The following is a 22,723-nucleotide window of genomic DNA, read 5'->3' on the forward strand; positions in this document are numbered from 1 at the left end:
GACGGCCAGAAGCAGACGTTGCCTCGGGCTGGTTTCAATCGAGAAGTCTTGTGAACTTTTTACTAACGGCGTTCAGTCCTCGTCTTTAGAAAATGTCTGTCTTTTCGCCACGATCCGATTTCAAAGTCTTTGTTGTATTCCGCGCGGTAGACCTGATCAATGCGGATCGTTGAAGCATTTCAATCCATACGACCTTGGCATTCACTCCATGAAATCATGCCTTTTTATGTTACTGACCGTATCGATTTCCCACGCATGGGGCGCCGCTATTGAGCAGAAGGCATGTGATGTCGCCGGCAACGGTATTTTGCAGGTCACGCAATGCATGGAGCACCTCGCCGTTCAAAAGCGTGCTGCCGTCGAGCATCTGTACGCGGATTCTTTGGCAAAAGCTCCTGAAAACTCGGATGACGTACGCGCCACTCGGCAGCAGTTCGAGCAAGAACATGCCTCATGGAGAACGTATGTTTACGAGCATTGCAGTTTCTATGGCGGGGTATCAGAAGGAGCCAGCGCCTGGATAAGTCTTGCTGCATTGCGTTGCGAGCTTAATGAGTTAGATGCTCGCAGCTCTTTTTTGCAAAACATCCCGTGGAATCCAGAGCGTTATTAATCGTATTGGCGATCTAGGCTCAGCAATATTGGTGGCAGCCTGTATTGCTAAACCAGGCTCAAACCAGCGTCTGCTTCTGGCCGAAAGCTGCCATTCGCAAGCGCTGGAATATCTAATCCAACTCCCATCTGCCGTTTGTCCTGATGGAGTGCATGGGGCAGCTGAACAAAGCTCGTTTGGCGAAGCTGCGACTGAGCGCGTGTGGCCTAAACTCTCGACGCTGCGTGAACAATGACAAGGTAGGGAACAGGATGAACCACCAAACGCAGCTAAAGGCTTTGCTGGCTGAAGATCGAGTACGGATGCAGGTGCTGCGGACTGTTCGTGGCCTTGATTTGCCGGATTGCTGGGTCTCGGCAGGTTTTGTGCGCAGTCTGGTCTGGGATCACTTGCATCAGCGCAAGGTTTCAACGTTGCCTGAGGATATCGATGTCATCTGGTTCGACGCGGCGAGTGCGGATAAAGATGTCGATTCAGCAATGCAAGGCGAGCTGTCGCAGCGTTGTAGCACCGTGAACTGGTCGGTAAAAAATCAGGCACGCATGCATCAGCGCAACGCCGATGCCCCCTATCATTCGGCAACCGATGCAATGACGTATTGGCCGGAAACCGCCACGGCGGTGGGCGTCAGACTGGGTCCTGACGACGAAATAGAAGTGTCGGCGCCGCTGGGGCTAGAGGATCTGTTCTCGTTGGTGCTGCGACCAACCGAGCGATTCCGCACTGACAAATACGCGCTGTTCCTGGGCCGGGTTCAATCCAAGAGATGGCAGGAAATCTGGCCGAAATTGATCGTCGTCACGGCGTGATGAGAGGTCTGCGCCAGTTTACGTAGCCGGGGTCGAGGTTCGTCAATTCTGATTTGATCATTGGCAAGGGGCGTTTTGTTGCTATACCAAACCGCGCTTCACCTCGTCGCTGATCAGGTCAGCCATCATCTGCACCGGTTCAGTCAGGCTGCTGCGCGAGCGATGTATCAGTCCTATATCCCGGTGAAAGGTGTGTTCGCCAAGATCGAGCGCGCGGACGCCTGCCGGCCATTGCGGCCCGGGCGTTGTTTGCGGCACCAGCGCAACGCCGACGCCGTTTTCCACCAGTTTGACGATCGCCTCCAGCTCATCCAGTTCGCACACCTCATGCAGGGTGAAATGCATCTGGCGCAGAAAACGGTCGACCTGTCTGCCGCCGAAAGATGATCGGTCATAGCGAATGAAGGGTTGGCTGGAAAGCAGTTCTGCCCAGTCATCGCCCGGCACATCGCGCGGCACAATCAACCGGTAGGGTTCCAGCGCCAGAGTGGTCCAGCGCAGGTCGCTCTGCAGCGAGAAGGGCGGGCGGATGATGACGGCCATGTCGATTTCGCCGGCGTCCACGAGATTCACCATTTCCATCGACAGCCCCGGGACAACGCGCGTGCGGCATTGCGGGCAATGTTGGTGAAACTTCGCCAGCGCATCCGGCAAATAGGAACGCTGCACGGAAGCGATCGCGCCGATGTTGACCAGCACACTCGGCGGTTGTCCCACCGAGGTCGAGCCCAGATTTTCGTAAAGCCTGAGCAGCTCTTGCGCTTGCAGCAATACCTGCTGGCCCATTTTGTTGAGGTGCGCCGAGCGGCCCTTTCTGTCGAATATCTCGAAGCCGAGTTCAGCCTCCAGGCGCTGCATTTGCGCGCTGACGGCGGCCTGGGTGAGGCCAATCTTGTTGCCGGCTGCGGCAAACGTGCCTTCCCGCGCTACAGCGATGAGTGTCTTGAGTTCTTTGATCATTCACAAATATTAATTGTGTTTCTAAGAAATATATATTGATTTTTATGTTTGGTTTTCCGTCCTACGATGTTTCCCATCCCCGGCAACGGCTGAACCCAAAGAGCCAATGACGGTGGGAATGTTCGCCAACCAACAAAAAATATTTGGAGTTCTGATGAGCCTCTCGCCATTTCACCTTGCAATCCCTGTGTACGACCTGGCTGCAGCGCGGACCTTTTACGGTGAGGTCTTTGGTCTTGAAGAAGGGCGCTCCAGCAACCAGTGGGTCGATTTCGATTTTTACGGTCACCAGCTGGTGATTCACGAGCACCCGAAAACCGCCTCGCAAGAGAGCGTTCACAGCAACCCGGTCGATGGTCACGATGTTCCGGTGCCGCACTTCGGCATCATCCTGGGTTGGGAACAATGGGAAGCACTGGCCGAGCGTCTGAAGTCTTTCGGCACTGAGTTCGTGATCGAACCGTACATTCGCTTCAAAGGGCAGGTTGGCGAGCAAGCCACCATGTTCCTGTTTGATCCGTGCGGTAACGCCCTCGAATTCAAGGCGTTCAAGGATATGAGCCAGCTCTTCGCCAAGTAACAACCGGCATGGCACAACCCCGTTGTGCCATTTGATCTCAAGTGAGCTGGAAGCTCATGACTCTAGCAACTGCGAATAGCCGCAGACCTTTCATTCCAACAAGAAGGCTAGACATGAAACGTATTTCCTTGGTGTGGCAAATCCTTGCCGGGCTACTGCTTGGCGTGCTTGTCGGTTGGTACTTCAATACCCATCCGCAGTATCAAAGTTGGGTCAGTGCGGAAATCCTCAAACCGCTCGGTGACATCTTTATCAAGATGATGAAGATGGTGGTCGTTCCGATTGTGTTCTGTTGCATGATCCTCGGGATTGCAGGCGGTGGTGACAGCAAGTCGTTTGGCCGTATGGGCGCGAAGTCGCTCGGCTACTTCTTTGCGATTACTGCGCTGGCCATCGTTGTAGGCCTGTGTTTTGCCAACTTGTTCGAGCCTGGCACGGGTACCGATATTTCAGGCGTTTCGCACAGCTCGGCCGCCATTAATCTGGAGCCGTCCAAAGGCGCCTTGGTGATTTTGCAGAACATCGTTCCGGACAACCTGATCGTGGCGATGTCGGAGGCGAAGTTGCTGTCGGTGCTGTTCTTCGCCGTATTGTTGGGGCTGGCATTGAACGCGTTGCCGCAGGACAAAAGCGCACCGTTCATTGCGGTGATACAGAGCCTTTCCGATGCGATGTTCAAGGTCGTCTCCATCGTCATGGCCTACGCGCCGATTGGTGTGTTCGGCATGATCGGCGCAACCGTCGCGACGTTTGGTTTCGCCTCGTTGTTGCCGCTGCTCAAGTTGATTGGCGTGGTGTATCTGGCGCTGATTGTTTTCGCTTTGGTGGTGCTGGGAGGCATTTGCTACTTGATTGGCGAGAACATCTTCAAGTTGATCCGCTACTTCCGCAACGAGTTGATCCTGGCATTTTCCAGTGCCGCCTCAGCCGCCGTCATGCCGCAATTGATGACCAAACTGGAAAGCTACGGAGTGCCGCGTCGGATTGTCAGTTTTGTGGTGCCGGTCGGGTATGCCTTCAATCTTGATGGCGCGTCGATTTTTCTCGGCGTGGCGACGATCTTCGTCGCGCAGCTTTACGGCATCGACCTGTCGTTGTCGCAGCAGATTCTGCTGGTGGTGACGATGGTTCTGACTTCGAAGGGAGCGGCTGGGGTGCCGGGTTTTGCCATCATCATTTTGTCAGCCACGTTGGCGTCCGCCGGGCTGCCATTGGAAGGGGTGGCATTGATTGCCGGCATTTTCCGGATCATCGACAGCGGCACTACCACGTTGAACGTATTGGGTAATGCGATCGCTCCTTTGGTGATCGCCAAGTGGGAAAAGGTTGAACTGCAACCTGCATTGGCTCAGCCAGTGGCAAGGGGTTAGTCGACACCACGGCAGCAGTTGCACTGATCACACCTACGTCTGCTGACAAAGGGACGTTTTTTTTGGCCTCGTTTACTAGACGACCGGTCTATTGATTTGGAGGATTCATGACAGATTTCGCTTTAGATACCGATCTTTTTTCGCCGATGCACATGGGCGCGTTGCAGTTGGCCAACCGCATCGTCATGGCGCCCGTGACACGTAGCCGCATGGCCGACGACGGCGTGTCCAATGAAATGCACGCGACCTACTACGCCCAGCGCGCCAGTGCCGGCCTGATCATCGCCGAAGCGACAAACATTTCTGCCCAGGGCCGTGGCTACGCGATGACGCCGGGCATCTGGTCGGAAGAGCAGGTCGCCGGCTGGAAAAAAGTCACCGATGCCGTGCACGCGGCGGGCGGCAAAATCGTCAGCCAGTTGTGGCACGTCGGGCGTTTTTCCAGCGTCGAGTTACAGCCTGACGGCGCAGCGCCGGTGGCACCTTCGGCCATCAAGGCTGAGGGCAGCACGTACACCGAAAAAGGCTTTGTCGAAGTGTCGATGCCGCGCGCGCTGGAGACGTCGGAGATGCCCGGCATCATCGAGCAATACAAGCGCGCCGCCGAGAATGCCAAGCGCGCCGGTTTCGATGGTGTGGAAGTGCATTCCGCCAACAGTTATCTGCTCGATCAGTTCCTGCGCGACTCCACCAATCAGCGCACGGACCGCTACGGTGGCTCCATTGAAAACCGGGCTCGGCTGACGCTGGAAGTCACCGAAGCCGTGGTGTCGATCTGGGGCAGTGAGCGAGTCGGGATTCGCCTTTCGCCAGTGACACCGGATGCCGGTAACACGCCTCCCGACAGCAACGTTATGGCGACTTACGGCTACCTGATCCAGCAACTCAATCGATTCAATCTGGCTTATCTGCATTTCGTCGAAGGCGCGACAGCGACCTCCCGCACGGTGCCCGAAGGCGTCGATCTGGACGCGCTGAGTGCACAGTTCACCGGTGCATTTATCGGCAATAACAACTACGACCTGGCGATGGCCCTGGAGCGTCGCGCGCAAGGGCGGATTGATGCGGTGGCGTTTGGTCGCCTGTTCATCTCCAACCCCGACCTTGTTGAGCGCCTGCGCCGCGGTCTCGAGCTGACCATCGCGCCCCGCGAGAGTTACTACGGCGGCGGCGCCAAAGGCTACATCGATTGGCCAACCGCGGACGCCTGAGTCAGGCCTGCGCCAGATACGGCGCAATCATTCAACGTAAAGAGGCACTGAAGATGAATTATCTGCAAAACAAAGTCGCCATCGTCACGGGCGCATCGTCCGGTATCGGTGCGGCCACCACCCGTGCGCTGGCGGCACACGGTGTGCGTGTGGTCGCTGCCGCGCTGGATGAGCAGGGCCTGGAGTCCTTCGTCGCCGAGTTGCGCGAAACCGGCAATGAGGTGGTCGCTTTCACCGCTGACGTGACCCAAGCGGAGCAAACCCAGGCACTGGCCCGGTTTGCCCGGGACACCTATGGCACCGTCGACATTCTGGTGAACAACGCCGGGTTGATGCTGTTCTCCAACTGGGTCGATCTGGCCGTGCAGGATTGGGAAAAGATGATCGACGTGAATATCAAAGGCTACCTCAACGCGACTGCTGCGGTGCTGCCTCTGATGCTGGCGCAGAAGTCCGGACAGATCCTCAACATGGATTCGGTGGCCGGCCATCAGGTCGGGCCGGCCGCCGGCGTTTACAGCGCCACCAAGTTCTTTGTCCAGGCCATGACCGAGTCGATGCGCAAGGAGCTTGGTGTGCAGCATGGCATCCGCGTCAACACCGTCAGCCCTGGTGTGATCAATACCGGCTGGGCCGACAAGGTCAGCGATCCCGAAGGGCGCAAAGCGGCCCAGGAGCTGAACCGGATTGCCATCGCCCCCGACGATATCGCCCGCGCGGTGATCTACGCACTCAACCAACCGGAAAACGTCACCGTCAACGATTTGATCATCTCGCCGACGCGCCAGGATTGGTAACGATCACTCATCTTCATCAAGAGGAAACAACCATGTCCAAGAACATCAAAGCCGTACCCACTGCTGAATACAACGCCGTCATCGCCACCGCCACGCAGTACGTCGAAGGTCTGCGGATCGGCAGCGCTGCCGGCGTCGCCCAAGCCTTCCATAAAGACGCCGTGATGTACGGTTTCACTAACGGCGAACTGCTCGGCGGCCCGATCAAAAACCTCTTCGACTTTGTCGAGAAGAACGGTGGCGCTCCCGAAATCACCACGCGGCTCGACGTACTCGCCATCACACCAACCACCGCCGTGGTACGTGTCGACATGGAAAACGATGCGATCGGCGCCGACTACAACGACTACCTGACGCTGATCAAAATGGACGGCGTGTGGAAGGTTATCGCTAAGGTCTATCACCAGTTCGACGCGTAAGCATCGAGCGATCCCGGCGTGCCTCATGCCGGGATCGCAAACTGTCTATTTCAAGGATTTATACAATGACGATGGTTGAGCATTCCGCTGTTCTGGAGGGCAACGCAGAACAGGTCTGGAGCGTGTTGAAAAAGTTTGGCGAGATCCGTAGCTGGCACCCTTCGATTGTCGACAGCGAGATCGAAGGCGGGCTGCCTGATGGCCTCACAGGGTGCATTCGCAAACTGGTTCTTGCTGACGGCGCGGTGGTCAGAGAGCGGCTGCTGTCGGTTGATGATCGTGCGCTGACCTTGTCCTATCAGTTCGAGGAAGCGCCCTTGCCGCTGGATAACTACGTGGCAACGGTACGGCTGGTGGCTTTGACGGAGCACAGTCAGACGCTGATTACATGGGTGGCTAATTTCGACCTGCAAGAGCCGAACACGGCTGAGCATTACCAGGCGCTGATTCGTGGCTTGATTGTCGAAGGGCACAACGGATTGCAGGGATTGCTTGCTCAGTAAGGCGATAAGCGCAGCTTCAGCTTCATCAGGCCGAGCTTGCGTTATTGCTGGAGGCGTGGGGACAGCGCTGGCGGCAGCAGGGTGCGAGCGCGGAGGAGGTGAGGGCCAAGCTTGGCAAAATTCTTCAGGGCGCGGATCCGCCGCATTCCGAGGCAGCGGTGCAGCAACTGTTGACTGACGCAGGATTTGGCCCGGCGACGCGGTTTTTCAGCAGTCTGTTCTGGGGTGCCTGGCTGACGTGCAAGGTTTGAAAGTCTGTTGATCCGGACCGGTGACCTTGGTATTCATCGAATCGCCCTCATAACCATGGCTAAACCCGATGCCCGAGAGGAAGCACTGATCATGACCACTCAAACCGAAACTGCGATTCTGGCCGGCGGCTGCTTCTGGGGCATGCAGGATCTGCTGCGGCGCTATCCCGGGGTGCTGGAAACGCGCGTCGGCTACACCGGCGGCGAGGTGCCGAATGCCACCTATCGCAACCATGGCAATCACGCTGAAGCCATCGAGATCGTCTTCGATCCGGCGGTGATCAGCTACCGCCAGATCCTTGAGTTCTTCTTCCAGATTCACGACCCGAGCACACCCAACCGCCAAGGCAACGACCTCGGTCCGAGCTATCGCTCGGCGATCTATTACCTCAACGAAGCGCAACGGGATATCGCCGAAGACACCGCTGCCGACGTCGATGCCTCAAAGCTGTGGCCAGGGCGAGTGGTGACCGAGATCGAACCGGCGCGGGAATTCTGGGAGGCCGAGCCGGAGCATCAGGACTACCTGGAGCGTATTCCGAATGGCTACACCTGCCACTTCATCCGCCCGAACTGGAAGCTGCCAAAGCGCGCCTAAAGACGAGCGTGTGACATTCGGCCCATGGCAGTCATTCGTCATGGGTCGATGCGGCGCAACTCACGACTCCAGCACGATATTCGCTTCGATCTTCTTGCCCATGCTGATGTGCGCTGGTGATGGTGTTTATGGCGAAACGGGCACCGTTTTACTGGCGACATAAAACGCTGCCCGAGCGCCGGAATACCCGGCTTAACGCGAGTAACGATTCCCCGGCCGCTGCAAGCCCAGATGATCACGCAACGTGCTGCCGCTGTATTCGTGGCGGAACAAACCGCGTTGTTGCAGCAACGGCACCACGCCGTCGACGAAGTCATCCAGCCCCTCAGGCAAGAACGGCGGCATGATGTTGAAGCCGTCGGCGGCCTGGCCGACGAACCACTCTTCAAGGGTGTCGGCGATGGTTTTCGGCGTGCCGATCACGGTGTGATGACCGCGTGCGCCGGCGACTTTCAGGTAGAGCTCGCGAATCGTCAGATTTTCCCGGCGCGCCAGATCGATGAACAGGGCCTGACGACTCTGCATCGAATTGCTCTGCGGCAGCTCCGGCAACGGGCCGTCGAGATCATATTCGGACAGGTCGAAACCACCCGCCATGCCCGCGAGCATCGCCAGGCCCACCCGTGGTTCGACCAGATCTTGCAACTGCTGGTATTTGTCCTCGGCTTCACTCTGCGTGCGGCCAATCACCGGGGAAATCCCCGGCATGACTTTCAACTGATCTGGACGGCGTCCGTAGCCGGCGAGGCGACCTTTGACGTCAGCGTAAAAGGCTTGGGCGTTGCTCAGCGTCTGCTGCGCGGTGAACACCACTTCGGCGGTGCGCGCGGCGAGTGCCTTGCCGGGTTCGGATGAGCCCGCCTGAATCAGCACCGGATAACCCTGTGGCGTACGCGGAATATTCAGCGGCCCGCGTACCCGGTAGTTTTCGCCGTGGTGATTGAGCACATGCAGTTTGTCCGGCTGGAAAAACACGCCGCGGGACTTGTCGCGGACGAAGGCATCGTCTTCAAAACTGTCCCACAGGCCCGTCACCACATCGATGAACTCTTCAGCGCGCTGATAGCGGTCACCGTGTTCGAAATGCTTGTCGCGACCAAAGTTCAGCGCCTCCAGATCGGTCGCCGACGTCACCAGATTCCAGCCACTGCGCCCGCCACTCAAGTGGTCGAGGGAGGCGAACTTGCGCGCCAGTAGATAAGGTTCGTTGTAGCTGGTCGAGACCGTGGAAACCAGGCCGATACGCTCGGTCACCGCCGCCAGCCCCGAGAGCAGCACCAGTGGATCGAACACATCGCCGGCGGTGGTGAATTGTCCCAGTTCCGGCGAGCCCATCAGGGCCAGATTGTCGGCGAAAAATATCGCGTCGAACTTGCCGCGTTCGGCGGTGGTGGCGAGTTTTTTGAAGTGCTGGAAATCCAGCCCACCGCCGGCCCATGCACGCGGATGGCGCCACGCGGCGAGGTGATGGCCGCTGCTCATGAGAAACGCGCCCAGGCTCATTTTTGCTGTTGTCATAGTGTCCTCAGAAGTCATAGCGCAAGGTCACGCCGGCAGTGCGCGGCTGGCCTGGCGAGGCGGTGTAGAGACCGTTGGAACCACTGCCAACGGCCAGGTAATACTCACGATCGAAAGCGTTTTTGACCCACAGCGAGGCGTCGAGCAAACCGTCGCCGTAGTCCACCCGCGCGCCGAGCGTGAAGTTGGCGAGGCCATAGCCGTCGATCTTCGCCAGATCAGAATTGTCGAGGGTGCCTTCGCTGGCCGAGCGATAGGCGTAGCTGCCGGTGGCGTAAGGTTCGATGCCGTCGATGCGCGGCCATTTGTATTCGCCGTTGACATTGCCGATCCAGCGCGAGGCGCCGGCGACACGCTGGCCACTGAGGTCGCAGTTGGTTTGTCCCGGGGTTTCTGCAGGGCAGGGCGCGTCTTTGAACGACAGATAAGTCACGTCGTTGAACGAGCCGTTGACGTTCAACGTCAGGCCGCGCACAGGCACGGTGGTCGCCTCGAATTCGAGGCCGCGCGAGCGCACGGTGCCGGCGTTGGTCAGCAACTGGTAACCGGTCAACGAGCCCGGCGGCTGGTAATAGGTGGTGGCTTGATAGCCGTTGACGCCGGTCCAGAACAGGTTGGCGTTGAGCTGCAATCGCTGATCGAACAGCTGACTCTTGATGCCCAGTTCCGCGTCGTTCGCCCGCTCCGGGCCGACCAGCAATGACTCTGCGCCAGCGCTGGGCGCCGAGCCGACCGCGAGGTTGACGCCGCCGGATTTCTCGCCGTGAGACAGCGAGGTATAGCCGAGCACCTCGTCGCTGAAGTGGTAGCTCAGACTGGCCAGAAACGACGGCGCCGCGTTGTACAGGTGCAGGTCGCCGGTGTCATAGGCGCCGACCTGGCCGGCGCGAATCGCGTTGCCATTGACCACACCCGGGATCACCACCGGCGCGCCACCGCCCACCGGGGCAAAGCGCTTCACGTTGGCCTCTTTCTCTTCGTAGGTGCCGCGTATGCCGGCGCTGAAATCCAGGCGCTGGGTCAGGTGCCACGTGCCTTGGGCGAACAGCGCGTAGCTCTCGGTGTCGATCTTGCCGTTGACCTTGCTGTTGACGTTGTTCAGCGCATTGAGATTGGCGCCGATCAGGTTGAGATCCGCCAGCGGCCCGAGATTGGTGAAGATGCGATTGCCGAGGTCTTGCTTGAACGCATAGGCGCCGACGACGTAATCGAAGAATTCGCCTTTGGGCGAGGCCAGACGCACTTCCTGGGAGAACTGGCGGTCATGCACTTCATAGCCGAAGTCGTTGATCACCGGGACTTCCAGTTGATCGGCGTCGTTGGCCGGGTTGAAGTGCCAGCTGCGATAAGCGCTGATCGAGGTCAGCGTGTAGCCGCCTGCGAGATTCCAGTTGGCTTCAACAGAGCTGGCGTTCTGGTGCACGCTGACGTTTTGCCGGCCATCGATGTTGCTTTCGCCGACCTGTGGATTCGCCCCGACCAATGCCGCTCGGCGCCAGAACAACGGGCCGGCGCCGTAAATAACGCTGCTGCCGCTGCTGGAGTTTTCCGTGTTGTATTCGTTGATCCAGCGCAGGCTGAAATCGTCGTTGGGCTTGAACAATAACTGGCCGCGCAAGCCTTCGCGCTCACCGCCGAGCAGCGTGCGGTCGTCATGGCGATTGTTCAGGTAGCCGTCATCGCGGGTGCGATAGAACGACAGACGCCCGGCGAGTGTGTCGGTCAGCGGCCCGGACACCGTGCCCTTGCCCTGAAAGTAGCCGTCCTGCCCGCCGGAGATTTCGAGGCTGCGTTCGGGAGTGAACGTCGGCCCGCGTGTGGTGATGTTAAGCACGCCGGCTGTGGTGTTTTTGCCGAACAAGGTGCCTTGCGGCCCGCGCAACAGCTCCAGTTGCTCGACATCAAGCATGTCGAACGCGGCCATGCCGGGGCGACCGAGATAGACGTTGTCCAGATAGATCCCGGCGCTGCCTTCCAGACCATCGCTGGCCGGGTTATTGCCGATGCCGCGCACGGCGAAGCTGGAAACCCGCGCATGAACATAGGCGACGTTGACACTCGGCAAGGCCTGTTGCAGATCCTGAATCTTGTAGATGCGCTGGCTTTCCAGGTTAGCGCCGCTGAGGGTGGTGATCGGCGTTGGCACGTCCTGCGACTGTTCCTCGCGGCGGCGCGCGGTCACGGTGACCTGTTCGAGCCTCGGCGCCGAGCTGTCAGCCTGAGCCGCCGCCGGTGCAGACGCTTCAGCTTCGTCCGCCGCAAAGCTCTGAGTCGAGTAAAGGACACCGGGCAGCGCCAGCCATAGGGAAAAGCTCAGGGGCTTGAGGCGGTGGGCCGTGGTGGCCGAGTAACGTAAAAGCATGGACGCAAAGCTCCTTTCATTGCCGCGCGATTCTGTCGGTCGGGCTCGGTAGAAAGGCCATGCTAGAGCGTGTGAAGGAAGGAAAAGGGGCCTGCGCGGACAACCTATGGTCCGGCGCAGACAAGTGACTCAAACCGCAATCGAAAGAGCCCCTTCAGCCGCGAGAACAGTGAGCCGAGGCACGTAGCGTTCAGGTTGCGACGGCACGTCATCACGCCGCCATTTGCCTGGACTTTCGCCGGTCCAGCGCCGGAACGCACGGTTGAAACTGCTCGGCTCATTGAAGCCCAGTCGATAGCAGATTTCGTTGATCGAACAATCGGTCTGGCGCAAGTAACTGAACGCCAATTGCCGTCGGCAATCATCTAGCAAGGCCTTGAAACTGCTGTCGTGCTTGAGCAAGTGCCGATGCAGATTGCGCACGCTCATGCCGAGTTCATCGGCCACCCGACTTTGCTGAACTTCACCCAATGGCAGGTCACGGATAATTGCCGCGCGAACCCGTTGCGGCAAGTTCAGGCGCCGCTGGCGTTCGAGGTAATCGTTGAGCACGCTGTCGAGGCCTTGGGCCACGGCGTGATTGGCCGTGGTCAGTGGTGCATGCAGCCAGCGGTTGCTGTATTCGATGGCGTTTTCGCCAGCGTCGAAGTGAATCGGGCAACCGAGCAAACGTGTCCAGCGCATCGGATCCTGCGGGGCCGGGCGGGCCAGGCGCACGCCGTGGACGATCGGCAAATCGACCCAGGTCTGCCGGGTGAAACGCACCGCACAGGCAATCGACGCTTCGGTGGCGATCTGCTCCACCTCGGCGCCGTCGGCCACGCCGTAAACCATCCGCGTGGTGTGCCGCCCGCGCACCAGACGCAGCGCCGCCGACGTGGTAATCACCGGGGCGTAACGCACGCCACGCTGCAACGCTTCGATCACCGTCGAGCTGCTCTGCGCGGCGAAAAACAACCCATGAAAATCCGTCGGATAACTGTACTGCGCCACGTGCAGGCCGAAGCACTCGTCGGCACTGATGCGCCGCGCCGCCCGCCACAGCGTACTCATCGCGGAGAGGGCGATGCGCTGATCAGGGTCGTGCAAATGACACCGATCGATACCGGCCTCGCGCAGCAGCGGGGACGCGTCGATGCCCTGCGCTTCCAGCGTGCGGGCGATGACTTGAGCCCAGGTGGCAATGGTGTCGGTGCTTGGCATGCTGTTTCTCCGGCGTGCTCGTTGATCGATCCTCGGTGTGACTCAGGCAAGGCCTTCGGCGCTGGCGGTGTGCACCACGGATTCACGCGCTCGGAAGCGTGCGAGCGCGGCTTGCAGCGCCGGGAAGTCACCCAGCACACCGACGCGGGCGCTCCAGCCGAGGAACACGCCGAGGTAGATGTCCGCCAGCGTCAGGCGATTGCCCACCAGATAATCGCTTTGGGTCAGACGCGCTTCGATTGGTTTCAGCGCGTTCGCCAGCTGCTCCAGAGCGCGCTGACGAATACCGGGGAATGCCGCTTCATCGGCGCTGTAACGCTCGGGCCGATTGATCGGGCGAAAGGCGCCGACGTGCACCTCGGTGGCGACGTAACCGAGCCAGCCTTGAATCTGCGCTCGCTCGACCGAACCCGCCGGTGCGAACAACGGCGTGCCGGGTTTGAGGTCGGCGAGGTACGGCAGGATCGCGGTGTTTTCGGTCAGCAGGGTCTGGTCATCCAGCAACAACGCCGGCACGCGACCTGTCGGGTTGATCTGGCGATACGGCGCGTTCGGGTCGCCCAGCGTCACGGGCTCGACGCTGATGGGCAGTTGCAATTCGTGAATCACGACATGGGCAGCGAACGAGCAGGCACCGGGAAAAATGAACAGCGTGGTCATGGCGAATCCTTGTTATTAGAGGCTGACTTGTGGGGTTTGAGCGGCGGTGTCGGTCTGTTGCAGGGCGGCATCGATGAAGCGCGGTTCAGCCCAGGTCTTGACCTCGAAACCTTTGCGGATGAGCTTAGCGTCTAGCGCCAGATCCACGCTGCGCTGCAAGTTGTCGAGGAACGGCGCATCGAGTTGCGGGGCGAAAATCTTCACCAGCGACTGATCTTTCGCGTCCGTGGTGAGGATGTCCGCCGGGTAGCTGGCGAGCTTCGAGACCAGGTTGATGTAGTCCTGTTTGTGCTCGTCGTTGCGCAACCAAGTTATCGCCGGCTGCTGTGCTTTGATCAGGCGTGCGACCAGCTCCGGGTGTGCGTCGACGAAGGCGCCACGGCCCAGCAACACACCCTGCATGCTGCCGGCGCCATCGAGGTCAACGGTGGTCAGTGGCAGCTCGGCGAGGCCGCGCGCCTTGAGCGCAATCACCCCGGCGCCGGACCACGTCGCGTCAATCTGCTTGGCCGCCAGCGCTGCGTTGGCCGCGTTGTAGTCGAGGTTGACCACTTTGTAGTCGCTCTCTTTCAGGCCTTGATGGGCCAGCGCCGAAGCAAAGGAAAGTTGCGTGGCAGTGCCGCGAAAAATCGCCACGCGCTTGCCCTTCAAGGCTTCGAGGGTGGTGATGCCCGAACCCGGCTGCACCGCCAGATACAGTTTGACGTCTCGAGCAGTCGCACTCAGCAAGCGCGTGTCGAGACCGCCGGCCTTGCCGATGATCGCCGGCAGATCGCCGAGGTACGCGAAGTCTTCCTGATTGTTGGCCAGGGCTTCATTGATAGCCGGCCCCGCGCCTTTGAAGAAGTCCCAACGAATTTTGATCCCGTCTTTCTCGAACTCTTTTTCCAAGGTCTGGCGGTCGCGCAACACATCGACGATGCCGGCACCACTGGGCGTCGGGCCGGCGCTGATGTCCGGCACCGCGATGCGAATTTCTTTGACCGTATCGGCCAATGCCACGCTGGAAACCAACAGTGCAGCGAGGGTAAGCGCTGCTCGCGAGAGGGGAAAAGAAGTCATTCGAATCACACGTCTGCTCCTGCAAAGGCCGGCGAGGTGCCGGATCGAAGGCGCAGATATAGCGGCGTGTTGATGCAGAAATAAAATACTTAAAACGACGCTGTTTATTCGCTTGAGGCATATGGCCGATGGATCAACGGCTGCGTGGGCGATGCTTGAAAGGCATAAAAAATATGCGCGATGTGGCGTCGGTTCCGCACTACACCAGCATGGGTCATGCACGGCACTGCTCAATCAACAACACCAACGCAATGACGATCATCAGGCCACCCGACCATCAGCTAATCTGTTGATCACTTGCAGATCAGCGATGAATGGGAGTTCACATGAGGATCAGGGACGATTTGGTCTGTTCGACGTTTTTGGTCGCGCTGGTTCTCGTTTACGCATCCATTGCTGGCAACACCCTCTATCTAGGGCCTTGGTACATCATCGGCGTGTCGGTGATCCTGTTGCTTCCGGGCCTGATGCTACGTGCGCGCGCACTGTTTCTGACCGGTACGACGGCCGCCGTGATGGTGACGCTTTTGGTCTACATGGCCATCATCACCCGCGCAGGGCGAGAGGGCGGACTCGTTGGGTTGGGCCATGTTTTTTCGGTTCCCGGCATGTTCCTCGGTGCAGGGGTCGCGGCCTGGTTGTTGAGGGGCAGTATCCATGCGAGCTTGCCTTGGGTGGTTGCGGCGCTTGGTTTTCTGGGCGCCGGCCTCGGTTTCATCCTCGCTCAGTTAATTGTTTGCAACACCGCGATGTACTGCGGGGTTCTATCGTTTGCAGCGTAAAACCGGCAGAAGACAAGAAGCATCTAGCTGCCCGTGCGCCTGAGCAACTGAGTTCAACCTTTGTAGATCAAAGCGTCGACCACCACGCCGAAGGCTGACGAATGCTCGCGGCGATTCGGGTAATAGAGATGGTAGCCAGCAAACGGCTGGCACCAATCCTCCATGACCCGCACCAGACGGCCCTCAGCGAGGTCCTTGGCCACCATGTCTTCAGGCAGAAAGCCCAGACCGCATCCCGCCAGCGCCGCACGCAAAATCGGCACGCTGCTGTTGAATGTCCATTGGCCTTCGACGCGAGCCTTGAGTTCGTGGCCATCCTTTTCGAAATCCCATTGCATCAGGCTGCCGTGAGTCGGCAGGCGCAAGTTGATGCAGTTGTGCGCCGCCAGATCTCCCGGTTCCATCGGGTAAGGCCGCTGTTTGAAATATTCCGGCGAGCCGACAACGGCAATGCGCAGCGATGGCCCGATCGGCACGGCGATCATGTCCTTGGCCACCTGATCCCCCAGTCGAACACCCGCGTCATAGCGCTGCGCGACGATGTCGGCGAGGGCGTAATCGACGGTGATTTCGACCTTGATGTCCGGGTAGTCGGGCAGCACCTTCAGCAGCTTCGGCCAGAGAATATTGTTCGCCGCGTGTTCCGACGCCTGAATCCGCACATTGCCGGCCGGGGTGTCGCGAAATTCGCTGACGGCGGCCAGTTCCAGTTCGATCTCATCGAAGCGCGGTGCCATCGATTGGTACAGCCGCTGACCCGCCTCGGTCGGCGAGACGCTGCGCGTAGTTCGCGTCAGCAGGCGCACGCCCAGCCGGGTTTCCAGTGCCCGCAGAGTGTGGCTCAGCGCTGACTGCGAAACGCCCAATTGCGCGGCGACACGGGTAAAACTGCCTTCGCGGGTGATGACCACGAAGGCTTGCAGGTCGTTGAGATTGGCGCGGGACATTGATGAGAACCTCTCATGAGGGACGCGGGATTGATCCATGAAGCAGGTTGCGCACGGTTCCGCGACTCTCAGTTCGGCAAGGTTCTCGCGAATGTCTGTCACTTCACCGAAGCCGCGAGTGCTTGAGTCAGCGCCGCATGAGCACGCTCGGCAGTCTGGGCATCGCCATGTTGTTTCAGCAGTTCGATCACCTGACGCAACTGCGCCGCGCTCAGCCCGACGCGCAGGCTCGCCGCCATATGTGAGCGCAACTGCGACTCCACGCCAGGCGTTGCCGCCAGCGCGCCGACAGTCGCCAGTTCGCGGCTTTGCCAGTCGAGGTTGTCGCGTTCGAAAATGTCACCGAACAAATGGGTTTGCAGGAACTGGTTGATCACTGGGGCGAACTCGAACACCGGGCCTTTGACCGGACCACCGGAAATTTTCGTTTGATTGGCCGTGCCGGCGGCCAGCAGCTCATCACCGACCGGAATCGCCCGGTTTGGCTCACGCCCCGGCGCATCTTCAATGCCGCGCTGTTTGCGCGCCTGCACGACGGTCATCAATTCATTCAAGGCATTGAGGCTGCGCGGGAAGCCGACATAGGCGTAGAGCTGCACCAGTACTTCGCGGGTTTCGCTGACAGTCAGTCCAGCGTCGAGTCCCTGATTCAGCGCGGCGTTGAGCTTGGGTATGTCGCTGGTCGCCATGAATGCTGCGATCAGGGGAATCGCCAGTTGCTGGCTCGACAGTGATTCAGCGCGGTCGGGGGTGCTGGTCATGGTTTTTGATGCCTCGGTTGCTTGAGTGGGAACACTGAACATCGCGCCAACGCTCAGGCAGAGCGCCATGACGGTGGGGAGGGCAGTGGTGTTGCGGGCGACAGTGGTCATCGTGAAAGGCTCCATCCATTGCGGGTCACTGCGGTATCGCTGGATCGTACGGAGGATGGTTGCAGTGATTAAGACCAAAATTGCGCATGGACTCTTGAGCTGAGCTCATGAGTCCAGGATTGAGTGCTTTGTGAAAACTGCACGCCGAGCCGAAGATACGGGGCTTGAGGCTTCAGGATCCCGCGTTGCGGGCTGCCCCGCAGAGGAAGTCGCGGTGGCAAAGCGAGTGATCAATCATGTGGCAGGTTGATCACTCAACCAGCCGTTCACGCGTTCCATGGTCTTGCGCTCCTGCTCACCCTCCATCACAAAACCTTCCAGCACTCTGGTCTTCGGCGCGTGCTTGAGGAGCACGCTGCGGCTGTTGCCCAAGCCATAACCGCCGTGAGTGTTAAAGGGGATGAGGGTCTTGCCGGTCAAGTCGTGGGCGCTGAGGAAGGCGCGTACGATCGGCGGCGCGGTTTCACCCCAGATCGGAAAGCCGAGATAGATCGTGTCGTAGTCGCCAAGGGCGTGAACCTTGTTTTGCAGCTCGGGTTCGAAGCCGCTGTCACGCTCCTGGCGCGCCTGTTCCACGGTTTGCAGATAGTCCTCGGGGTAAGGGTGGGCCGGGCGAATCTCGAACAGATCGGCACCCAGTCCACGCTGGATCAGCCCAGCGACCACGCGGGTGTTGCCCGAGCGCGAGAAATACGCGACCAGAATCCGCGAGCCCGAACGCGGGGTTTCACGGGCGCCTTGCGTGTCGGCGAGCGACAGCAGCGGGGCGCTCGCCAGGGCGGCGATCACCGTACGCCGCAGCGGATCGTGATCGTTGCTCATCGGCCGACGCGCGCCTTGAGGGCCTCGGGATAGCGCTCGCCTTCGATGCGGGTCTGCGCCAGTGCAGCATCAATCGCCTGGAGTTCGGCGGCGTCGAGGGTGATGTCCGCGCCGCCGAGGTTTTCTTCCAGGCGATGCAGTTTGGTCGTGCCCGGAATCGGCACGATCCACGGTGCCTGCGCGAGCAGCCAGGCCAGCGCGATCTGTGCCGGTGTCGCTTGTTTCTGCGCGGCGATCTGCCGGATCAGCACTACCAGGCCCTGATTGGCCTGCAGCGCCGACTGGCTGAAACGCGGGACGATGCTGCGGAAATCGTCGCTGCCGTAAGTGGCGTCGGCCGACACCGTGCCGGTGAGAAAGCCTTTGCCCAATGGGCTGAACGGCACGAAGCCGATGCCCAGCTCCCAAAGTGTCGGCAGGATTTCCTGCTCGGGCTCGCGCCACCACAGCGAGTATTCGCTTTGCAGCGCCGTGACCGGCTGCACCGCATGCGCACGGCGAATGGTTTGCGCGCCAGCCTCCGACAGGCCGAAGTGCTTGACCTTGCCTTCGCTGATCAGATCTTTCACCGCCCCGGCGACGTCTTCGATGGGCACGTCCGGATCGACGCGGTGCTGATACAGCAGATCGATGTAATCGGTTTTCAGTCGACGCAACGAACCCTCGACAGCAACCCGAATGTGCTCCGGGCGGCTGTTGAGAATCTGCTGTTTATTGTCGTCGCCGAAGGTGAAGCCGAACTTGGTGGCGATCACCACCTGATCGCGCACCGGTGCCAATGCTTCGCCCACCACTTGCTCGTTCAAGTAAGGGCCGTAGACCTCGGCGGTGTCGAAAAAAGTCACGCCGCGATCGACCGCCGAACGAATCAGCGCGATCGCTTGCGCAGTGTCCGTCGCCGGGCCGTAACCATGGCTCAAACCCATGCAGCCGAAACCGAGTGCCGATACTTCAAGTGAGCTGTTGCCGAGTGTGCGCTTGTGCATTTCGTTCTCCCAAGATTGCGTTGGGGAACGGTAAGCGCGATGACCACTGAGCACTAGACGGGTAAATCGGCAAGGGCTCATGAGCGCTGTTCATCAGTGCGTCTGAACGTGGAAAACGTGGCCCTCGCTCATCAACCCGGCAACGGACTATCAAACCCGATCACTGTTTCTCAGTAACCGACAAACGATAGCGCTCGCAGCTTGGTGTTAAAATCTCGTCTGTATGGCCATTTGCGACCGTCGCGATGGTGATGACCTTCTTCAGTAAAATTACCGCTCGTCGCCTCACGACCGCCTGTACAGGTTATCGCCGGCACTGCAGTTATCGATTAACCGCCAATGTGCGCCAACTTCTTTTGATAGGTAAAGATCATTCGCAACTGACTGATATTTGTAGGTTTTTTGGATTTTTTCAACGTTTGGTCTGAAACCGTTTCACCTGTAACCCCTGAGGGTTTTACTACCAACGATAAAATTTGTTTCACTTGATTTCTGAAAATCATCGAGCTTTTTTCTAGCCAGTTGCGAATTCCTACTACCTTCAAACGGGCTTGTTCTTTGCGCTTTAGGCTTAGCGCATTCCTACTATGAAGGAGCGTAGAAGATGGTCTGGGAAACTCACTCGACAGTGCAACGTCAGTCCGGAGGGGAATGGCGTTCCTTGAAATTGGCTGGCGCCGCTTTTTCGTTGGTGGCAGCTATTGGATTGGCGTCACAAGCCTTCGCGGCTGACGCGGAAAAGCCAAAGCCTGCGTCGGAAGCCACCAAGGCGGCGAACAATGCGTTGCTCAATGAGCTGCCGTTCAACGACAAGACCTCGTTTGAACTGGCGCACAAAGGCTTTATTGCGCCGTTGCCATCGACAGTCATCAAAGGCGGTTCGGGCAATGTCATTTGGGACCCCGCCAAGTATGCCTTTATCAAGGAAGGTGAGGCTGCACCGGACACCACCAACCCCAGCCTGTGGCGTCAGTCTCAGCTGATCAATATTTCTGGCTTGTTCGAAGTCACCGATGGCATCTATCAGGTGCGTAACTACGATCTTTCGAACATGACCATCGTTGAGGGGAAGGACGGCATCACCATCTTTGACCCGTTGATTTCCACCGAAACCGCCAAGGCAGCCCTCGATCTTTACTATCAGCACCGGCCAAAGAAACCCGTGGTCGCGGTGATCTATACCCACAGCCACGTCGATCACTATGGCGGCGTACGGGGGGTGATCAACGAAGACGATGTGAAGGCCGGAAAGGTCAAGGTTTACGCCCCACTGGGCTTCGTCGAACACGCAGTGGCCGAAAACGTCATGGCCGGCACCGCCATGAGTCGCCGGGCCAGCTACATGTACGGCAACCTGCTACCCCCTTCGGCGACCGGTCAGCTCGGCGCAGGCCTGGGCACCACCACATCGGCCGGCACCGTGACACTGATACCGCCGACCGACATCATCAAGACCACCGGTGAAACCCACGTCATCGACGGTCTGACGTACCAATTCCTGTATGCGCCCGGCAGTGAGGCACCGGCGGAAATGCTCTATTACATCAAGGAGAAAAAGGCGCTCAACACCGCCGAGGATTCCACCCATACCCTGCACAACACCTACTCGCTGCGCGGCGCGAAAATCCGCGAACCGCTGCCATGGTCCAAGTACCTCAACGAAGCGCTGAAATTGTGGGGTGACGATGTCCAGGTGATGTACGCCATGCACCACTGGCCGGTGTGGGGCAACAAGGAAGTGCGTGAGCAATTGTCTTCCCAGCGCGACATGTACCGCTACATCAACGATGAAACCCTGCGCATGATCAACAAGGGTTACACGATGGTGGAGATCGCCGAGCAGTTCAAACTGCCCAAAGCGATCGCCAACAAGTTTTCCAACCGTGGTTATTACGGTTCGGTGAACCACAACGTCAAAGCCACCTATGTGCTGTACCTGGGCTGGTTTACCGGCAACCCGGCCACGTTGAATGAATTGCCGCCGGAGGAGGGCGCCAAGCATTACGTGGAAATGATGGGTGGCGAAGACGCCGTACTCAAGAAAGCCAAGGAGTACATGGATAAAGGCGAATTCCGCTGGGTCGCCGAAGTGGTCAATCATGTGGTGTTTGCCAACCCGAGCAACCAAGCGGCGAAAAACCTGCAAGCCGATGCGCTTGAGCAACTGGGTTACCAGGCCGAAAGCGGCCCATGGCGCAATTTCTACCTCACCGGTGCACAGGAACTGCGCGATGGCGTAAGGAAACTGCCGACGCCGGACACCGCCAGTCCGGACACCGTGCGCGCGATGGATCTCGATCTGTTCTTCGATTTCCTGGCCATGCGCCTCAATGGCCCGAAAGCGGATGGCAAGCGTTTGTCGCTCAACTTTGATTTCACTGACTTGAAGCAAAACTACTCGGTGGAAATGGAGAACGGCGTGCTTAACCACACTGAAGGCGTTGCAGCCAAAGATGCTGATGCCAAAGTGACCCTGACCCGCGACACCCTGAATAAAATCGTGCTGAAAGAAACCACGTTGAAGGACGCCTTGGACAAGGGTGATATCAAAGTCGACGGCACGCAGGGCAAGCTCGAAGAGTTGGTGTCGTACATGGATGACTTCGATTTCTGGTTCAACATCGTCACGCCGTAACGACCGAGTCAGTCGATGTCGGTCTGCGGTAGCGGTTCAAAACGCCGCCGCAGACCCGCTTCACACCCGTATGTCGACAATGGAGCGTTCTCATGCAATTCAAGGCACTCGCTGTACCGTTGTGTGTGCTGTCGTTGGCCCTTTCCGGCTGTGCCAGCAAGTACGTTGACCCCGAGCAGTACTCCGGATTTCTCGGCGACTACAGCGTCCTGAAGGAGGAGAAATCGCCTTCCGGTGCCGCTGTCATGCGCTGGATTGATCCGAAGGTCGATGTCAGCAAATTCACCAGCGTTTACGTCGAACCCAGTCAGCTCTTTCCCAAGCCGCAACCTACCGCAAAAATTCCGCAAAAGACCCTCAATGGCATCACTCAGTACTACGATCAGACCTTGAAAAATGCCTTTTCCAGCGCGCTTCCGCTCGCCAGCGGCCCAGGGCCGGGCGTGCTGGTGGTACGGCCGGCAATCACCGCAGCCAGTGCCAAGACCAAGGGGTTGCGTCCGTATGAAGTCATCCCGATTGCCTTGGTCGCCGCTGGTGTCAGTGCCGCCACCGGCATTCGTGATCAGGACACCAGCCTGGCGACCGAAGCCGCGTTTCTCGATGGAAGTGACAACAAGCTGGTCGCCGAAGTGGTGCGCAAGGGCGCCGGTGCTGACCTCGACAACTCCGCGCAAGTCCTGGAGGCCAATGATTTCAAAGCGGTGCTCGATGTCTGGGCACGGGACATGGTCAAGTCTTATGAGCAGTTGAAGAAATAGCG

At 59.0% G+C, this 22,723-nt stretch carries 22 protein-coding genes and 1 pseudogene; 13 read left to right on the top strand and 10 right to left on the bottom strand.

The annotated features are described in order from the left end of the window. Window positions 1–169 precede the first annotated feature (169 nt). A complete protein-coding gene (locus EJA71_RS09960) occupies window positions 170–613 on the top strand; it encodes a lysozyme inhibitor LprI family protein (RefSeq protein ID WP_158956418.1) in 444 nt (147 codons plus the stop codon). Between the two features lie 251 nt (window positions 614–864). After that, window positions 865–1,422 (top strand): nucleotidyltransferase family protein, encoded by a 558-nt coding sequence (locus tag EJA71_RS09965; protein ID WP_158956613.1) that lies wholly within the window; start codon window positions 865–867, stop codon window positions 1,420–1,422. A gap of 81 nt (window positions 1,423–1,503) precedes the next feature. Here EJA71_RS09965 and EJA71_RS09970 read toward each other — a convergent pair whose 3' ends face one another. Further along, window positions 1,504–2,382, bottom strand: a complete 879-nt coding sequence (locus EJA71_RS09970) for a LysR substrate-binding domain-containing protein (RefSeq protein WP_158956420.1) — start codon at window positions 2,380–2,382, stop codon at window positions 1,504–1,506. Between the two features lie 154 nt (window positions 2,383–2,536). Here EJA71_RS09970 and EJA71_RS09975 point away from each other — a divergent pair, with 154 nt between their 5' ends. From EJA71_RS09975 to msrA, 8 genes and pseudogenes are all read left to right on the top strand, one after another. Then, window positions 2,537–2,962 (top strand): VOC family protein, encoded by a 426-nt coding sequence (locus EJA71_RS09975; RefSeq protein WP_122595572.1) that lies wholly within the window; start codon window positions 2,537–2,539, stop codon window positions 2,960–2,962. A 113-nt stretch (window positions 2,963–3,075) separates the two neighbouring features. Further along, entirely contained in the window at window positions 3,076–4,332 is a 1,257-nt protein-coding gene (locus tag EJA71_RS09980; RefSeq protein WP_158956422.1) for a cation:dicarboxylate symporter family transporter, read from the top strand. Window positions 4,333–4,439: 107 nt separating this feature from the next. Further along, complete coding sequence (locus EJA71_RS09985) at window positions 4,440–5,543, top strand: alkene reductase (protein ID WP_158956424.1); 1,104 nt, start codon at window positions 4,440–4,442, stop codon at window positions 5,541–5,543. A 53-nt stretch (window positions 5,544–5,596) separates the two neighbouring features. Next, window positions 5,597–6,340: an SDR family oxidoreductase gene (locus tag EJA71_RS09990; RefSeq protein ID WP_158956426.1), complete on the top strand. Its 744-nt coding sequence runs from the start codon at window positions 5,597–5,599 to the stop codon at window positions 6,338–6,340. A gap of 32 nt (window positions 6,341–6,372) precedes the next feature. Beyond that, window positions 6,373–6,759 carry a nuclear transport factor 2 family protein gene (locus tag EJA71_RS09995; RefSeq protein WP_158956428.1) on the top strand — a complete coding sequence of 129 codons (387 nt, stop codon included), beginning with the start codon at window positions 6,373–6,375 and terminating at the stop codon, window positions 6,757–6,759. 65 nt (window positions 6,760–6,824) lie between these two features. Further along, on the top strand, window positions 6,825–7,262 hold the full coding sequence (locus tag EJA71_RS10000) for an SRPBCC family protein (RefSeq protein WP_158956430.1): 438 nt from the start codon (window positions 6,825–6,827) through the stop codon (window positions 7,260–7,262). Window positions 7,263–7,291: 29 nt separating this feature from the next. Further along, window positions 7,292–7,513: pseudogene (locus EJA71_RS27545) on the top strand (SAM-dependent methyltransferase); the annotation flags it as partial. A gap of 91 nt (window positions 7,514–7,604) precedes the next feature. Next, window positions 7,605–8,111: a peptide-methionine (S)-S-oxide reductase MsrA gene (msrA, locus tag EJA71_RS10005; protein WP_158956432.1), complete on the top strand. Its 507-nt coding sequence runs from the start codon at window positions 7,605–7,607 to the stop codon at window positions 8,109–8,111. Window positions 8,112–8,303: 192 nt separating this feature from the next. Here the strand turns inward: msrA and EJA71_RS10010 are convergent, their stop codons facing one another. From EJA71_RS10010 to EJA71_RS10030, 5 genes are all read right to left on the bottom strand, one after another. Next, a complete protein-coding gene (locus EJA71_RS10010) occupies window positions 8,304–9,629 on the bottom strand; it encodes an LLM class flavin-dependent oxidoreductase (protein ID WP_158956434.1) in 1,326 nt (441 codons plus the stop codon). Between the two features lie 7 nt (window positions 9,630–9,636). Then, window positions 9,637–11,991 (bottom strand): TonB-dependent receptor, encoded by a 2,355-nt coding sequence (locus tag EJA71_RS10015; protein ID WP_158956436.1) that lies wholly within the window; start codon window positions 11,989–11,991, stop codon window positions 9,637–9,639. Window positions 11,992–12,120: 129 nt separating this feature from the next. Next, window positions 12,121–13,194, bottom strand: a complete 1,074-nt coding sequence (locus tag EJA71_RS10020; RefSeq protein ID WP_158956438.1) for an AraC family transcriptional regulator — start codon at window positions 13,192–13,194, stop codon at window positions 12,121–12,123. Between the two features lie 42 nt (window positions 13,195–13,236). Then, window positions 13,237–13,854: a glutathione binding-like protein gene (locus tag EJA71_RS10025; RefSeq protein ID WP_158956440.1), complete on the bottom strand. Its 618-nt coding sequence runs from the start codon at window positions 13,852–13,854 to the stop codon at window positions 13,237–13,239. A gap of 15 nt (window positions 13,855–13,869) precedes the next feature. Then, the gene (locus EJA71_RS10030) at window positions 13,870–14,916 is read right to left on the bottom strand and encodes an ABC transporter substrate-binding protein (RefSeq protein WP_158956442.1); all 1,047 of its coding nucleotides are present in this window, start codon (window positions 14,914–14,916) and stop codon (window positions 13,870–13,872) included. Window positions 14,917–15,242: 326 nt separating this feature from the next. Here EJA71_RS10030 and EJA71_RS10035 point away from each other — a divergent pair, with 326 nt between their 5' ends. Beyond that, window positions 15,243–15,698, top strand: a complete 456-nt coding sequence (locus EJA71_RS10035; RefSeq protein WP_158956444.1) for a hypothetical protein — start codon at window positions 15,243–15,245, stop codon at window positions 15,696–15,698. Window positions 15,699–15,751: 53 nt separating this feature from the next. Here the strand turns inward: EJA71_RS10035 and EJA71_RS10040 are convergent, their stop codons facing one another. From EJA71_RS10040 to EJA71_RS10055, 4 genes are all read right to left on the bottom strand, one after another. Next, on the bottom strand, window positions 15,752–16,645 hold the full coding sequence (locus EJA71_RS10040; RefSeq protein WP_158956446.1) for a LysR family transcriptional regulator: 894 nt from the start codon (window positions 16,643–16,645) through the stop codon (window positions 15,752–15,754). A gap of 98 nt (window positions 16,646–16,743) precedes the next feature. Beyond that, complete coding sequence (locus tag EJA71_RS10045) at window positions 16,744–17,517, bottom strand: carboxymuconolactone decarboxylase family protein (RefSeq protein WP_158956448.1); 774 nt, start codon at window positions 17,515–17,517, stop codon at window positions 16,744–16,746. Window positions 17,518–17,751: 234 nt separating this feature from the next. Further along, on the bottom strand, window positions 17,752–18,339 hold the full coding sequence (locus tag EJA71_RS10050) for a flavodoxin (protein WP_158956450.1): 588 nt from the start codon (window positions 18,337–18,339) through the stop codon (window positions 17,752–17,754). Next, window positions 18,336–19,325: an aldo/keto reductase gene (locus EJA71_RS10055; RefSeq protein ID WP_158956452.1), complete on the bottom strand. Its 990-nt coding sequence runs from the start codon at window positions 19,323–19,325 to the stop codon at window positions 18,336–18,338. Before EJA71_RS10055 ends, EJA71_RS10050 begins: the two co-directional genes overlap by 4 nt. Before the next feature lie 604 nt (window positions 19,326–19,929). Here EJA71_RS10055 and EJA71_RS10060 point away from each other — a divergent pair. Together EJA71_RS10060 and EJA71_RS10065 are read left to right on the top strand one after the other, a co-directional pair. Beyond that, window positions 19,930–21,960 carry an alkyl/aryl-sulfatase gene (locus EJA71_RS10060; RefSeq protein ID WP_158956454.1) on the top strand — a complete coding sequence of 677 codons (2,031 nt, stop codon included), beginning with the start codon at window positions 19,930–19,932 and terminating at the stop codon, window positions 21,958–21,960. 92 nt (window positions 21,961–22,052) lie between these two features. Further along, window positions 22,053–22,721 (top strand): DUF3313 domain-containing protein, encoded by a 669-nt coding sequence (locus tag EJA71_RS10065; protein WP_158956456.1) that lies wholly within the window; start codon window positions 22,053–22,055, stop codon window positions 22,719–22,721. Window positions 22,722–22,723 lie beyond the last annotated feature (2 nt).

It is taken from the genome of Pseudomonas sp. PB106, assembly GCF_009764645.1.
In the GTDB taxonomy this organism is placed as follows: Bacteria; Pseudomonadota; Gammaproteobacteria; order Pseudomonadales; family Pseudomonadaceae; genus Aquipseudomonas.